Source organism: Virgibacillus kimchii (assembly GCF_055379185.1).
On record NZ_AP043951.1, the window covers coordinates 4155442 to 4170188 of the forward strand.

A 14747-nucleotide genomic window follows, 5' to 3' on the forward strand; every position below is an offset into this window, starting at 1 on the left:
TTGATGTCACCATCCAAGCTCAGATACTCGATTTGATGGTTGAAATGAAAGAAAAATTTCAAACGGCTCTTTTGCTGATTACCCATGATTTAGGGGTTGTATCTGAATATGCTGATCGAGTTATGGTCATGTATGGCGGACAAATCATTGAGCAGGCCAATACGAAAAAAATAATAGGGAACACAAAACACCCTTATACCAAAGGTTTGCTGGAAAGCATACCCAAACTGGAAGAAGAGGTAGACCGTCTTGGGGCAATAAAGGGAACCGTTCCTGCTGCATCAGACTTTCCACAGGGATGTCGATTCTCAACGCGTTGCCCATTTGTGATGGAAAAATGTTTGCATACGAATCCGGAATTAGAAGAAATAGATACGGATCACTTCGTTCGCTGTCACCTCTATGAAGATGGGAGGGATTCTCTTGACTGATACAAAAAGTAATATTTTAGAAAAACCTCAAGAAAAAGAAACAAAAGAAGTCCTTGTTGATATTCAAAATGTGAAGAAATACTTTCCGATTAAAGGCGGCATCCTAAAACGAACGATTGGCCACTTAAAAGCCGTGGACGATGTTACCTTTCAAGTACATAAAGGAGAAACACTGGGGATTGTCGGTGAATCAGGATCCGGAAAATCAACTTTGGGACGTGTCATATTACGACTGCTTGATCCAACTGATGGAAGTATTAACTTTGAGAATATTGATATCTCCGATTTATCGAAAAGAAAAATGAATAAATACAGAAAAGACATGCAAATCGTCTTTCAGGATCCTTTTGCTTCGTTAAACTCAAAAATGAGTGTTGGAGAACTGGTTGAAGAACCACTCCTCGTTCAAACATCACTATCCAAACAGGAAAGAAAAGAGAAAGCGAAGGAAATGATTGAAAAAGTAGGACTTCGTCAAACTGATCTGGAGAAATATCCACATGAATTTTCAGGAGGGCAACGGCAGCGAATAAGCATAGCAAGAGCTTTAGTGCTGGAGCCCAAATTTGTTATATGCGATGAGCCAGTTTCTGCTTTGGATGTCTCTATTCAAGCTCAAGTTCTAAATTTGATGAATGACCTTCAGGATGACCTGGGACTGACGTATTTATTTATTGCGCATGATTTAAGTGTTGTAAAGCATATAAGTGACCGTGTAGCAGTGATGTATTTAGGAAGAATTGTGGAAATAGCACCAAAGCGAATGTTGTATGACAACCCGCTTCATCCATATACACAAGGCTTACTGTCATCGATACCGACAGTTAGTGCGGAGTCTTCCGGCAGGGAACGGGAACGAATAAAACTAACCGGTGATCTTCCAAGCCCGGCTAATCCACCATCAGGTTGTACATTTAGAACCAGGTGTCCGTTTGCCTATGATCGATGTATGGAAGAGCGTCCGGAATTAGAGGAAAAAGAGAATGGCCATTTCGTTGCATGCCATCTATATACGTAAAAATACATCGTTTAAGCCGTTGGTACTTGGGCTCTTCATTAAGTTTTTAAATAGAAATACAGCTTAAGGAGGTGATGGTTAGTCGTTGATATTCGTGACACGGATTAATAATTTTCATGATTAAAGGGGGAAATACAGTTGGTAAAAAAGTTTAATGTTAAGTTAGCTTTTCTCATTTTGCTTTTCGTGCTTGGAATTATTCTGGCAGCGTGTAGTGATGATGCGGCTTCTGAGGAACCAGACGATGATGCAGATGATGAAACAGAAGAACAGGAACCGGAAACAGATGACGGTGAAGCTGATGAAGAAGAAGAGGAAGTTCAAACCGGGGAGCCTCAAATGGGCGGTGATATCGTTGGTGCCATGGATACTGCTCCGGCCGGTGTTTTTAACCCGATTTTTTATGAAGAATCGTATGAAGCAAATATTTTAAACTTCACACATGAATCTTTATTGAGCCAGGATGATGAACTGCAATTTCAGCCTAATCTGGCTTATGACTGGGAAATCAACGACGATCAAACAGAAATTACTTTATTCATTGAAGAAGACGTTACATGGCATGATGGTGAGGATTTCACAGCCCATGATGTTGTATTTACTTATCAGGCCATTGCAAGCCCCGGCTATATAGAAGCAGGCGGCGTTCGGACGAGTTACGTTGACAAATTACTTGGCTATGAGGAATTTGTCAACGGGGAAACGGATGAATTCGAAGGTGTTGTTGCTGAAGACGATTACACCGTAACATTCAGGTTTGAGCAACCAAACGTAACCATATTAATGGATGTTTCATTCTCGATTATTCCTGAGCATGTTTTTGGAGATATACCAATCGAGGATATACCTTCACATCCTGCAACATTAGATGCGGGAGAAGTCATAGGTACGGGACCTTTTGTGTTCACTGAAATGCTTGAACGTGAACAATATGTGCTGGAAAAGAATGCAGATTACTGGCAAGGAGAACCCTATTTAGATTCCGTAACATGGAGAATCGTTGATCAATCTGTCATTTTGGGTTTACTTGAAAGTGGTGAAATTGATTTCATCGGGGATCCAAGTGGCGTTCCTCCAGGGGATTATGAGTCCATTGCTTCTGAAGATCATATTGAAATTATTGAGCAGCCGGACTTTGGTTATCAGTTAATGGGCTTCATCCACAATCAACGTCCAGTTGAGGATGCCGACAGTGGAGTAATTGATCCGGATAACTGGATTCCAAATGAGGACATGAATGATCCACTTGTCCGACAGGCAATTGCTTATACCATTGATCGGCAGGCGATTGTTGATGAATTATTGCATGGTCATGGAACCGTTATCAATGCACCGATTGCACAACAATTCTGGGCATATGATGAAAGTGCAGGAATAGATTATCATCAGGATTATGACAAAGCAGCAGAATTACTGGATGAGGCGGGCTATGTTGATGCAAATGGAGATGGATACAGAGAGACGCCGGATGGAGAAGAATGGGTAGTTAACTTAAATTACCCGACCGGAAACCAACTTCGTGAAAATTCTGCACCAATCCTCGCTGCAATGATCGAAGAAGCTGGTATTCAGGTTGATGTAAGACAGCCAAGAGAAATGTCTGCTTACCAGGAAGATTTAACAAATAACACAGAAGATTGGGATTTATACCTGCTTGGCTGGAGTCTTGGCAGTGGGGACCCGGACCCGTCCGGATTATGGAGAACAGAAGATGCATATAACTTTGGACGCTGGAATAACCCGGACTCGGATCAATTAATTGTAGATGCAATCACACCACCTGATGCATTTGAACAGTCTTACCGTGAAGAAGTTTACAGTGAATGGCAAGGTATGTTTTCAGAAGATCTGCCTGCATTACTGCTTTACGCTCAAAACAGTATCTATGGTATTAATGAACGTTTAAATGGTGTAGAACCAAGACCATACTCTTTCAATAATGATCCGCATTTATGGTGGGTATCTGAGTAATGAGTATTTAAGGGTGAAGAGCGTGGGGAGCCACCTCATGCTCTTTTTCCTTTTCAATACATACGCTTTATAAAATATGGCAGGCATGAAAGAGATTCCTTACCAGCGTCTTCGTGATTAATGAATCCTCATACTCCGGAGTACCGAACATCACGACAATGTTTTAGACCTTAGGACTTACAAAAAGCGGCTTCCTAAGGCGCATACACTTAAAGAGGATAAGAAGGTTTACGCTTATCAATCTGCTGATAAAACCCGATTTAATGTCCAAAAACCAGGGGGGAGTTAAATGTACAAATATATCATCCGGCGCATACTTGTTTTCATTCCAATGCTATTTGCCCTGACAATTATTGTATTTGGGCTAGCCCTGGCAGCACCCGGTGATGCGTTAACTGGACAGATGCTTGCAGATCCCACCGTAGATCCCGAAGTTTATGAACAACAGCGGGAAGCATTGGGATTAAATGATCCGATTCCTGTTCAATATTGGAATTGGTTAACCAATGTAGCACAGGGAGATTTCGGAGAATCTTTAGTATATAATGGCCGTTCGGTTGCAGAATTAATTGAAGCGCGCCTTGCAAATACGGTGTACTTAGGGTTATTTTCACTAGCCATTACCATTGTTGTAGCAATACCAATCGGGATTTATTCCGCAAGAAAACCATATTCCCTGCTTGATTACGCAGCTACAGGGTTCGGATTTCTCGGACTGGCTATACCAAATTTCTTTTTCGGATTACTTGCGATTTATGTTTTATCTATTAATTTAGGGTTGTTTCCTGCACAAGGTACCTTATCCGGACCTGGTGGATCCGGCTTTGAGGCGTTTTATGACCGGATACACCACATGATTTTACCTGGTATTACACTTGGGTTGGCAGGTACAGCAACTTATATGCGGTATATGCGTTCCGAAGTGCTTGATGTGCTTGGAAGTGACTATATACGAACAGCAAAGGCAAAAGGAATGTCAGATAGCAATGTACTGTATAAACATACACTTCGAAATGCGCTTATCCCTATTATTACGTTAATGGGTTTTGAGATTGGTGTACTTTTGAGTGGCGCGGTCATAACCGAGCAGGTATTTCAGTATCCAGGCATTGGAACGCTGTTTATCAACTCAGTTACGAATCGTGACTTCCCTGTAGTTATGGCGATAGCATTGATACTTGGTGTTCTGATACTCATCGGTAACTTAATCGCCGATATTCTGTACAGTATTATCGATCCAAGAATCCGATATGATTGAGGTGAATTCATCCTATGCAACCCAATCCACAAGAGACGTTGTCAACACAGCCGGAACAGCGTCCAAATGGTAAGAAAAATAGTAGCAGAAGTCCATTTCAATTGGCATTGAGCAGATTTTTAAAAAACAAGATTGCTGTCATCAGTGTGATTTTATTAGTATTCATTATTATCATTTGTCTGCTTGCGCCGGTTTTGACAGATCAGGATCCAGAAGCGACAAACCTGTTTCAAATCGAAAAAGGTCCAAGTGAAGAGCATATTCTAGGAACGAATGGGACGGGCCAGGATAATTTCGCACGTTTATTATATGGCGGGCGCATGTCCCTGTTAGTTGGCTTCAGTGCAATGTTTTTTACTTTAACGATCGGCATCGTATTAGGATCACTTGCAGGTTATTATGGAGGAAAAGTGGATAATATTATTATGCGAGCAACGGATATTGTTCTCATGCTTCCATTTTTAGTATTGGCATTGACGATTATTGCAATTATTCCAGAGATGACGATACCAATTTTTATAACCATTATCGCGGTGACGTCCTGGCCTAATTTAACAAGAATTATTCGTGGATCCTATTTATCGCTGCGTGAGCAGGAATTTATCCAAGGTGCAAGAGCCATTGGTGCAAGTGATTTTCGCATTATTTTCAGACATTTTATCCCAAATGCGATCGGACCGATTATCGTTAATGCCACCTTAATGATGGCAGTCTATATTATTGTTGAATCAGGCTTGAGTTTTATTGGATTCGGTATTCCGGAACCGACACCTACATGGGGGAATATGTTATCTGAAGCAATGAATGTTCGTATTTTACGTAACCATCCGGAAGCATGGATTCCACCTGGGATAGCTATATTTGTTACTGTTCTGGCCATTAACTTTATTGGTGATGGTCTGCGCGATGCATTTGATCCGAAAAGTAAGCAAAGATAAATATAGTGAAACTGTAATCAGTAGGAAAAAAGGTTCGTAAGTAATACATCAGACAAAAGAAAGTATTTTTCAAGGTAGAAGGTTATGCAAACATTGAAACACAGATTTTTAGTGGGGCAGTAAGCGCAGCTTTAAGACATGACGTTTAAGTCTGTGCCGCCCCCTTTTCCCGCTAATGATTAGTACCTAAAGGATCGTCCTCATGCACTTGAATAGAATCACGGTTTGAATTACAGTTGCATCCCCCATTTATCTTCTTTGCTTTCACCTCACAAGCTCGAAATCGGAATTTAATTGTCAATACATCCGATTAAAATGCGAAAAATTCAGTTTTATCAAACCTGTGTCTAGAAATAATGCGTTCTGGACGTTGCTATATAAGTAAAATTTGTCTCTTCTGATTTGAATATGGTATTATCTTGTGTCTGCTAGGCATGTTATCGTTTAATCAAGAGGAGGGGACGGACATGAATTTTACATATGAAACATTGGATCATGTTCAGGTGGCAGCACCTGCAGGAAGCGAGGATGAGGCACGGGGTTTTTACCATGACAAGCTTGGGTTTACTGAAATAGAAAAGCCGGACACACTAAAGAATAACGGCGGCGTATGGTTTCAGGCCGGCGGGGTTCATATCCACATTGGCGTGGAAGAACCATTTACACCGGCAAAGAAAGCACATCCGGCAATTCGGGTGCGGAACTTAGATGCATTACAGGGTCATTTGCGGACAGTCGAGGTTGGTTTTCTGGTCGATGATCGTCTGCCTGGAGCGAAACGGTTTTATGTTTCTGACCCATTCGGAAATAGAATAGAATTTTTGGAATGGAAATGATTTCCACTAAGAAACACAAATACGTAGCACGCCCTGTTCGACTCAACTATTTCGGGAAGTGACAGGGCTGTTTCATCAACTCAGTTTATACCAATACTGTTTCCACTTTTTCGTCTCCAATCTTTCGTAATAGATTTTCATCCGCTCACTGGAGATCTTAAAATATGGCGTGGGTTTTATCTCCATATTCAATAAATCATGAACACCATGCGGTGCACATAAAATCAGTTTTCCTTTATTATCCAAACGAACGGCAATGGCAGTCGCCGTTTCAGGAAACTTTGCTACAGCATCCAGCGTACTGGTATATGGCTCAATGTTATTCCTTCTGTGCATTCTTGCCTCGTTTTTGACTGACCAGGGGACATCTGGACGCAAAGCCAGCAATTGTTCCTCAAATCGTTTTTCCTCTGATATGTCCGGCATGTTTTTATCGCAATATACGACATCCACGTCTGCAAGAGGTGTTCTCTCTTGAAAATGATGTAAAACATCCCATACTTTGGACCGTATAAATCCTGCACAAATCCAGCAATCTGGTAAACGGAGTGTTTGTACTGTTTTTAAAATATCCATCATCCACCGATCTTTACAAATTAGCTCAACCACATCTTGTTCCCTAAGTAATTTCATCTTTCTCACCTCTTATTCCATTATAAAGGTTTTGTTTCCCGATAAGTATGGTAAAATGGATATTGTTTTTACAACGTTTACAGAGTATGAATGATGTAATAGACAGAGTGGTCACGCACATGATCTAATTATCTACATAATTCGGCATATTGCGGGAGTGAAAATCCTTTCAATGGGATGAGCATTTAGCGCAGATCCAGGCAATATGTCCAAGGCACTAAGTCCAACGGGGGAGATGCGGTCATGAGTAATGCAGGAATTGAACGCCCGGAACAAATAAATAAGTTTCCTATCGTTGCTGTGCTGATTACAGGAGCTTTTTTGGCAATTTTAAATCAGACTTTGCTTGCCACAGCAATTCCACCGATTATGGAAGATCTAAATTTGACGGAGAATACGGCGCAATGGGTCACTACTGTTTTTATGCTGGTCAACGGTATTATGATTCCAATAACTGCTTTTTTGATTGAAACATTCACAGCGAGAAAGTTATTTCTCACGGCAATGAGTATATTTGCTTTTGGTACGCTCATATGTGCATTTTCACCCGGTTTTATAGTGTTAATGATTGGTCGGGTTATTCAGGCGGCAGGGGCCGGAATTATGATGCCTTTAATGATGACGATTTTCCTGTTGATTTTCCCTGTTGAAAAAAGAGGGACTGCAATGGGAACAGTAGGACTTGTCATAGGATTTGCACCGGCTTTGGGGCCGGTGATTTCCGGATGGCTGGTGGAACAATACCCATGGCGGTCATTATTTTATGTTGTATTGCCATTTGCTGTTTTAAATATCATTATTGCTTACTTTGTTATGAAAAATGTGACAGAGCAAACTTATCCAAAAGTGGACGTACTATCTATTATTCTATCAACCTTTGGGTTTGGCGGATTATTATACGGTTTCAGTTCGGCAGGAAATTACGGCTGGGCAAATATAACAGTTGTTCTTGCATTGGTTGTAGGAGCCATCTCGCTTACTGCCTTCATCCTTCGCCAACTGAAGCTTAAACAGCCTATTTTAGAGTTTCGTGTGCTGAAAAATAAAATTTTCACGATTAGCACGGTCATTGGCATGATTGCCTTCATCGGCCTCATTGGTGCGGAAACCATTTTGCCGATTTACATGCAGACGATGGCGGGGTATACAGCACTGGAATCGGGAATGATGATTCTTCCGGGGGCGTTGATTATGGGCTTTATGTCTCCGATCAACGGCAGGATATTTGATAAATTTGGTGCGCGTTACCTGGTCATTACCGGATTAACTCTGTTAACCATTACTTCTTTTTTATATGCAAATCTGACACCGGAGACTACACTTACTTACATTACGATTGTTTTTGCCATTCGTATGTTCGGAATTTCCATGATTATGATGCCGGCGACTACTGCCGGGTTGAATCAGCTCCCGAGAAAATTAATCCCGCACGGGTCTGCCATGACGAATACAATGCGGCAGGTAGCAGCTTCCATTGGGACAGCTATTTTGATCACCGTAATGACAGCAGCTTCATTAAATACCGGGCCTGATGCGACACCGGCTGATTTAATTCATGGTGTAAATATATCTTTTTATGTTTCAACAGGCCTTTCATTGGCAGGTTTGATTCTAGCCTTTTTTATTAAAGGGACTAAACCGTCAGCGCAGGCTGAGGCAGGGAATAAAAATTAATTTGCAGGGTGTTCCAAAAATTGTGGAACACTCTTTTTTACACGTTAAGAAAATATAGAGTTGAGAAGTCGATACGAGGTAGCTGATAAAGATAAGAAACGAATGCATAGAATGCGAGTTTTCTAATGGTATAATTATCCAGTTTGTTAAATTTGATTTCGGGGTAAAGGGTGGAAGGATATCCTTGCTTATCCCCTTATTACCTCTAATGAAGCCTGCTCTATAAAAGTGTTCATGGAAATTCCAGCTGGATTTACAGCGTGTGTTGGAGTTTTTAATTAAACACCGAATTGCTATAATAAGGGAAAATACAATGCGAGGGGTTACGATGACTGAATACATAAAAGCAAAGCACACATTAATCGATGAAGTATCCATTACAGAGCTGCTGCAGCATTATGAGCTGGAAATCCCCATCGAGCAGTGCCGGTTTCTAACAAGTGGTTTAAACGATACCTATTTTATAAAAGACAAAAATAATGCTTATATCTTCCGGGTGTATCGAAATAACCGGCGCAATGAATCAGCGATTTTATTTGAGCTGGATGCATTAAATCATTTAAAAGAAAATCACTTTCCGGTTTCCTATCCCATTAATAAGAAGGATGGTACTTATCTTTGTGAAATACTAGCGCCGGAAGGGGTGCGGTATGGTGTGTTATTTTCTTATACAAAAGGGGAACGTCCCAAAGTAAATGCGGAAAATGCCCTTCTCATGGGGAGGGCACTGGGAAAAATGCATGAACTTATGGATTCATTCCACACAAAATATTCCCGGGAGTTTCAAATTGATGCAGATTATTTGCTCGATCAGCCTGTTTCATTCATAACACCTGTACTACAAACATATTTTGATAAAAGTGTAGTAAACTCTTTTCATGAAACAATAGAAAATATGAAAACGGAATTAATGAAAAGAGAGTTGGAAATTGGTTTCTGCCACGGGGATTTTCATAATCGAAATATGCATATTCACCAAGACAAACTGGAACTATTCGATTTTGATGACTGTGCTGTTGGTTATCGGGCTTATGATATTGCCGTCTCCTGGTGGAATCTGATTACCAATTATAAAAATGATGAAAAAGAATGCTGGGATGCATTCATGGAAGGATATCTGACTCAAAGGAAACTACAGAAAGATGATTATAACGTGTTGCCTTATTTGACCACGGCCAGAAGAATCAGGGTGCTTGGCAACATGCTTGAAAATGATGATGTCTGGGGCAGAAACTGGATCAATAAACAGGCATTGGAATTGTTTGTTCTGCAAGTGAAAACAGATCATATAACAGGTAACTAGAGATGTGGAGGTGATGGCAATGGCAGCATGGCTTATATTCTTTTCCGGCTTTCTGTTTCTGGCTTTGCTTACAGCGATTGTGAGCAATTTCAGGCACAGGCTTGTTCCATATGCTTATACGGCAATAATAATATCACTTGCAGTGCCTTTGATCAATATTGTTTTCATTGCCGGAAAACCTGCAGAACTCACCGGAACTTCATACCTTTTTCAGGAATTTTTATCCGGTAATATATGGGCGGTGCTCATTGTTTCTATGTATATCTACCTCGCCGGTTGGATTATTTTATTTATTTATGGAACGTATGAAAATAGTTTCAGAAAACTTTACAATTATGTGGTGGAAAAAGGGAAAGAATTATGGATGGCTGTTTTGGATAAAACAAAAGAATCAGGAAGGCAAAATACCGTAAATAAAAAACAGGAAACAGGGGATAAGTAACCATCATGTATGACTGTTTTTCTTACAGATGTTAAGAGAAAAATATTTAGCTGAGAAGTGAATTCAAGTGAAATTTTAAGAATAAGAGCGCCTGAAGCACTCATTTATAGACGAGCGAGAGAAAGTTTTAAAAAAATTTTTAAAATATCCCTTGCACTTTGATGAATATTTTTATAAAGTAATGAGTAGAATGACATTGGCAGTATAGTGAGAAAGTTATAAAATTTAGTCTGTAAATTTTGTGAAAGACTTCTCAAAATGATCTTGATGAGCCGCAAGCTGCCACTTGCGACTCCACAGAGCTACCTGCCGGATGCGGCGGCTTTTCTTTTGAAAAAAGTAATTTTCCCATTCCGCCAATCAGCAGGGTGAGTTACTTTTTTCCACGGGTATCGACAATCAACAGAACCAGCGTAGCAAACATAAACATGAGGTGCATCGTCGTGTCAATTGGAATCACATATTTCACCCTTTCATCAGGGTTTTTCAGCCGCCGATAAAAAGAGTGCTTTACAGCTTTGACCGAAGCTCATCCAGGGTAGCCTGTCATATACAGTATACTATAAAAACAAGCTCAAATGTGGTAATTTTTAGAAAATAGTACATTGTTCACAGCTTTCTGATTTAGGAATGAAACTAATTTACTGTAAGAAATATGAATATAGTATTACGCTTTTTAACTCAGGGCCTGGGCCTAAAGCAGGTAACCAGACTACAGTAAACACTGCACTTAAGGCAATATATAGTGTTATTGTGTGAAGTATGTGATCCGTGTTATCTGCAATCACACTTGTGAACCCAACCTGCCTCTTCTTCTGATCATTTAAGATATGTAAATATGCCTCATGGAATCATCTTTATACTTCCTGTAAAATGCCACCATTGCACCGATCGATTGTTTAAAATCAGGACAGACAATCCCTGATCCGGCTAAATCTTTGGACGCTTGTGATGTATCGTAAGAAGAATGAATAGTAAAATAATCCAAAGCTTCCTTTTCCACCCGAAGCCATTGACGTAATGCAGGAGCGGAAAGCAAGGTTTTGGCTGTTTGGGATGGTATCGTTATGCTTGGTGTTTTATCCAAATAAGCTTCTGCAAGCATTTGATAAAGCTGTTTCATGGTATATGGGTTTGGGTCTGTCAGATGGTAGGTTTTCCCTTCACCAGTTGGGGTGAATGACAGAAAACTTGCTGCTTTTAACACGTAATCGTAGGGAACGAAATTGCCTTCAGCCGTTCCTTTGCTAAAATAGGGAACAGTCGGCAGATACCTCAGGCGGTCCAGTAAGTTTAGCATGAAGTAAATTCCGTCAAATTTACTCGTTTCCCCTGTGACGGAATGACCTCTTACAACACCCGGCCGGATAATGGTAGTTGGCAGCTCCTGTTTGACGCTCTCCACAAGAATTTCTGCTTCATATTTTGTGTATTCATAGTGATTTCTGAATGACTGTCCTTTTTTTAACTCATGTTCGTAAATCCTTCCTTCTCTTGTACCAGATACATAGGCTGTGCTGAAATAAATGTATCTTTCCAGATTCTTTAATTTTCCAACCCAGTTATTTACCTGTTCTGTTCCGTGCAGATTAACATTAATTGCAAGTTCTTTTTCCACTGCTAAATCATAAATAGCGGCTAAATGAAAAACATGTGTCACGGTGACAGTTAATTTTTCATTTATTTCCGGATCCAAATTTAAATTTTCTTTCGTAATATCCCCGGTTATAATTGAGAAAGTATCCGTACTTTTTTCGCTCTGTTTTGCTGTATATGTTATTTTTTCAGCTGCGATATGCTTTTGTTCCGGCAAAACGAGTAAGTACACGTGATCAATGTCTTTTTCATCCAGTAGAACCTGTTTTAATAGATTGTCTGCAAGAAAGCCTGGATAACTTGTGAAAAATAGGGTTTTCATTAAATTGCCTCCTTAGTATTTTTAATTGATTATATTATAACGCAACCCATGCGCAATTAGCTTAAATATTATAAAACTCTTGCTTCTTATTTGTTTTTTTCGTATAATGATTTCTAATATTTATCACAAATGCAAATAAAGTGATGACGAGGAAAAGTAGGATTCAGTTATTTCTCACAGAGAGCTTCGATCGGTGAAAAGAAGCATTAATGCGGATCTGAACAATGGCCTCCGAGCTCCGTGCTGAACGTATGTATATATCAGTAGGCTCCGGCGGGTTTGGCACACGTTACGCTTGCCACAGTATCAAAAACGATAAAACGTTTTTCGTACTTGCAGAGACTGTATGTGTGAACATGCAGTGAAGTAAGGTGGAACCGCGTAAATTCAACCACGTCCTTACCGTTATAGGGGGTAATGGCGTGGTTTTTCTATTTCCCCGAAAAACGAAAGTTTAAAAACCAATATATTTAACAAGGAGGACGTAACATGAAGAGAAATCTTGTGCTGCAAACTGACTTCGGGCTTAGTGATGGTGCGGTAAGCGCCATGTATGGGGTTGCTATTTCCGTAGATCCTGACTTACGCATATTCGATCTGACGCATGATATACCAAATTATAATATATGGGAAGCTTCTTATCGTCTCTTTCAGACGATAACGTACTGGCCGGAAGAGACAGTATTTATTTCTGTTGTGGATCCCGGTGTTGGGACCGAGCGTTTAAGTGTCGTGGTAAAAACAACGGATAATCAATATATTGTCACGCCTGATAATGGCACATTGTCCCATATTAAAGGTCATATTGGCATTGCAGAAGCGCGTATCATAGATGAGCAGAGGAACCGGCTGCCGAATTCCGGAGAATCATATACTTTTCACGGGAGAGACGTGTATGCTTATACGGGAGCAAGATTGGCTGCAGGTGTTATTTCTTTTGAAGAGATAGGTCCCCCGGTAGAGGCAAATAAAATCATTGCATTGCCAAAACCGGATGCTGTTCTGGAGGGTGAAGAGATCTCCGGCCATATAGATATTCTGGATATTCGCTTTGGCAACTTATGGACAAACATTAACAGAGAGTTGTTTTTAAAGGCTTCCATTGCTTATGGGGATACACTGGAAGTGACTATCACTCATAATGCTCAGCAGGTGTATAAAAATCATATTAAATATGTCCGTTCTTTTGCAGCCAGTCGGCTTGGGGAGCCGCTTTTATATGTGAATTCACTGGATAAGATTGGAGTTGCACTGAATCAGGGTTCTTTTGCAAATGCCTACCATATTCGAACCGGAAGTAATTGGAAAATAAGCATTTCCAAGCCGGATAGAAAAGTATAGAAAACGTATATGTGGTGGAGGGTGCGTGACAGAAAAACCTTGTCGAACGGCCAATATTAACTAATCATTCCCATTGTCATTATATTGTTATACTTCCAGCATTCATGCCCTTCCATCATCAAGTATACTGGTAATATAGATAAGTATTAAAAAGAAGGTGTACAGAATGCTGGATATTATCTTGGATGAATTTCACTTCTCTACTATGTGGAATGGCGGGATTTTCTTATTTTTGATGTTTGGATTAATTATTTATTTTTTTCTTTTGCCCGAGGATAAGTTTTCACTAAAAAAAGCAATTCTTTTTGTGGCAGGAACGATTGCTTTATTTGCCGCCCTTGGCAGCCCGTTAAATGTTATCGGCCGAATTCAATTCAGCACTCATATTATTCAACTTATATTATTGCTGCTCGTTTCACCGCCTCTGCTCATTCTGGGGTTTAAAAATAAAATCTTTGAAAAGGTGAAATCGTACGCTTTTTTGGATAAAACATTTCGCTTTTTAACGAGACCGGTAACAGCTGCGGTTTTGTTTCAGGTATTCTTTTATGGTTACCACGTACCAGTAATTTTTAACTTTGCACGTATGGATCTTTATTTGAACTATTTTTTCCTGCTGGTCATTTTTATATCCGCCATATTATTGTGGATTCCAATTATTTCACAAAATATATTATCCAAAAGGAACAAAGTTATCTATATTCTGATCAATGGTTTGCTGCTTGTTCCTTACAGCCTTGTTTTAATTCTTGCCAAGGATGCACTGTATATTATTTACACAGACGTTGATTTATTCGTTACTTCACTGGAAGCCTGTTTTCCGGATGTAAACACAGTGCCAGATGGATTTTTTGCTGCCCTGCTTCCATTTGAGCCAGTTCATGAACAGAAAATTGGCGGATGGTACTTACTGGGCGGACAAATGATTATTTTTGGTATTACTTTGCTGCTTTTGTCTTTTAAAGAACGACTTGAAAAATAACT

General features: G+C 40.0%; 13 protein-coding genes and 1 other annotated feature. Of the genes, 11 read left to right on the forward strand and 2 right to left on the reverse strand.

Translation table 11 applies throughout. The features are described from left to right. Positions 1-128 precede the first annotated feature (128 nt). The 6 genes from ACZ42C_RS20310 (at position 129) to ACZ42C_RS20335 (ending at position 6452) form a co-directional block, all read left to right on the forward strand. Positions 129-431, forward strand: a complete 303-nt coding sequence (locus ACZ42C_RS20310) for an oligopeptide/dipeptide ABC transporter ATP-binding protein (RefSeq protein ID WP_464891370.1) — start codon at positions 129-131, stop codon at positions 429-431. After that, entirely contained in the window at positions 424-1449 is a 1026-nt protein-coding gene (locus tag ACZ42C_RS20315; RefSeq protein ID WP_461182939.1) for an ABC transporter ATP-binding protein, read from the forward strand. The genes ACZ42C_RS20310 and ACZ42C_RS20315 overlap by 8 nt, the downstream gene beginning before the upstream one ends. 138 nt (positions 1450-1587) lie before the next feature. Beyond that, a complete protein-coding gene (locus ACZ42C_RS20320) occupies positions 1588-3420 on the forward strand; it encodes a peptide-binding protein (protein WP_461182938.1) in 1833 nt (610 codons plus the stop codon). A 289-nt stretch (positions 3421-3709) separates the two neighbouring features. Then, a complete protein-coding gene (locus ACZ42C_RS20325; protein WP_461182937.1) occupies positions 3710-4678 on the forward strand; it encodes an ABC transporter permease in 969 nt (322 codons plus the stop codon). Positions 4679-4692: 14 nt separating this feature from the next. Continuing rightward, entirely contained in the window at positions 4693-5616 is a 924-nt protein-coding gene (opp4C, locus tag ACZ42C_RS20330; protein ID WP_461182936.1) for an oligopeptide ABC transporter permease, read from the forward strand. A gap of 467 nt (positions 5617-6083) precedes the next feature. Further along, positions 6084-6452, forward strand: coding sequence for a VOC family protein (locus ACZ42C_RS20335; RefSeq protein ID WP_461182935.1), 369 nt, complete (start codon positions 6084-6086; stop codon positions 6450-6452). Between the two features lie 75 nt (positions 6453-6527). Here ACZ42C_RS20335 and ACZ42C_RS20340 read toward each other — a convergent pair whose 3' ends face one another. Next, positions 6528-7085: a nucleotidyltransferase family protein gene (locus tag ACZ42C_RS20340; RefSeq protein ID WP_461182934.1), complete on the reverse strand. Its 558-nt coding sequence runs from the start codon at positions 7083-7085 to the stop codon at positions 6528-6530. A gap of 243 nt (positions 7086-7328) precedes the next feature. On the opposite strand from ACZ42C_RS20340, the gene ACZ42C_RS20345 reads away from it, so the two are divergent. From ACZ42C_RS20345 to ACZ42C_RS20355, 3 genes are all read left to right on the forward strand, one after another. Further along, entirely contained in the window at positions 7329-8759 is a 1431-nt protein-coding gene (locus tag ACZ42C_RS20345; RefSeq protein ID WP_461182933.1) for a DHA2 family efflux MFS transporter permease subunit, read from the forward strand. A 328-nt stretch (positions 8760-9087) separates the two neighbouring features. Beyond that, positions 9088-10062 carry a phosphotransferase enzyme family protein gene (locus ACZ42C_RS20350; protein ID WP_461182932.1) on the forward strand — a complete coding sequence of 325 codons (975 nt, stop codon included), beginning with the start codon at positions 9088-9090 and terminating at the stop codon, positions 10060-10062. A gap of 19 nt (positions 10063-10081) precedes the next feature. Next, a complete protein-coding gene (locus ACZ42C_RS20355) occupies positions 10082-10504 on the forward strand; it encodes a hypothetical protein (RefSeq protein ID WP_461182931.1) in 423 nt (140 codons plus the stop codon). Between the two features lie 823 nt (positions 10505-11327). On the opposite strand, the gene ACZ42C_RS20360 is transcribed toward ACZ42C_RS20355, so the two are convergent. Then, positions 11328-12422 carry an SDR family oxidoreductase gene (locus ACZ42C_RS20360; protein WP_461182930.1) on the reverse strand — a complete coding sequence of 365 codons (1095 nt, stop codon included), beginning with the start codon at positions 12420-12422 and terminating at the stop codon, positions 11328-11330. Between the two features lie 134 nt (positions 12423-12556). Further along, positions 12557-12826: a binding site (T-box leader), on the forward strand. A gap of 85 nt (positions 12827-12911) precedes the next feature. Between ACZ42C_RS20360 and ACZ42C_RS20365 the strand changes: the two genes are divergently transcribed. Both ACZ42C_RS20365 and ACZ42C_RS20370 read left to right on the forward strand, forming a co-directional pair. After that, the gene (locus ACZ42C_RS20365) at positions 12912-13763 is read left to right on the forward strand and encodes an SAM hydrolase/SAM-dependent halogenase family protein (protein ID WP_461182929.1); all 852 of its coding nucleotides are present in this window, start codon (positions 12912-12914) and stop codon (positions 13761-13763) included. Positions 13764-13929: 166 nt separating this feature from the next. Further along, entirely contained in the window at positions 13930-14745 is an 816-nt protein-coding gene (locus ACZ42C_RS20370; RefSeq protein WP_461182928.1) for a cytochrome c oxidase assembly protein, read from the forward strand. The last annotated feature ends 2 nt before the right edge of the window (positions 14746-14747 follow it).

Coding starts and splice junctions, on each gene's coding strand:
- ACZ42C_RS20310 (WP_464891370.1), top strand. CDS start 129: ATGTATGGCGGACAAATCATTGAGCAGGCCAATACGAAAAAAATAATA.
- ACZ42C_RS20325 (WP_461182937.1), top strand. CDS start 3,710: ATGTACAAATATATCATCCGGCGCATACTTGTTTTCATTCCAATGCTA.
- opp4C (WP_461182936.1), top strand. CDS start 4,693: ATGCAACCCAATCCACAAGAGACGTTGTCAACACAGCCGGAACAGCGT.
- ACZ42C_RS20335 (WP_461182935.1), top strand. CDS start 6,084: ATGAATTTTACATATGAAACATTGGATCATGTTCAGGTGGCAGCACCT.
- ACZ42C_RS20340 (WP_461182934.1), bottom strand. CDS start 7,085: ATGAAATTACTTAGGGAACAAGATGTGGTTGAGCTAATTTGTAAAGAT.
- ACZ42C_RS20345 (WP_461182933.1), top strand. CDS start 7,329: ATGAGTAATGCAGGAATTGAACGCCCGGAACAAATAAATAAGTTTCCT.
- ACZ42C_RS20350 (WP_461182932.1), top strand. CDS start 9,088: ATGACTGAATACATAAAAGCAAAGCACACATTAATCGATGAAGTATCC.
- ACZ42C_RS20355 (WP_461182931.1), top strand. CDS start 10,082: ATGGCAGCATGGCTTATATTCTTTTCCGGCTTTCTGTTTCTGGCTTTG.
- ACZ42C_RS20360 (WP_461182930.1), bottom strand. CDS start 12,422: ATGAAAACCCTATTTTTCACAAGTTATCCAGGCTTTCTTGCAGACAAT.
- ACZ42C_RS20365 (WP_461182929.1), top strand. CDS start 12,912: ATGAAGAGAAATCTTGTGCTGCAAACTGACTTCGGGCTTAGTGATGGT.
- ACZ42C_RS20370 (WP_461182928.1), top strand. CDS start 13,930: ATGCTGGATATTATCTTGGATGAATTTCACTTCTCTACTATGTGGAAT.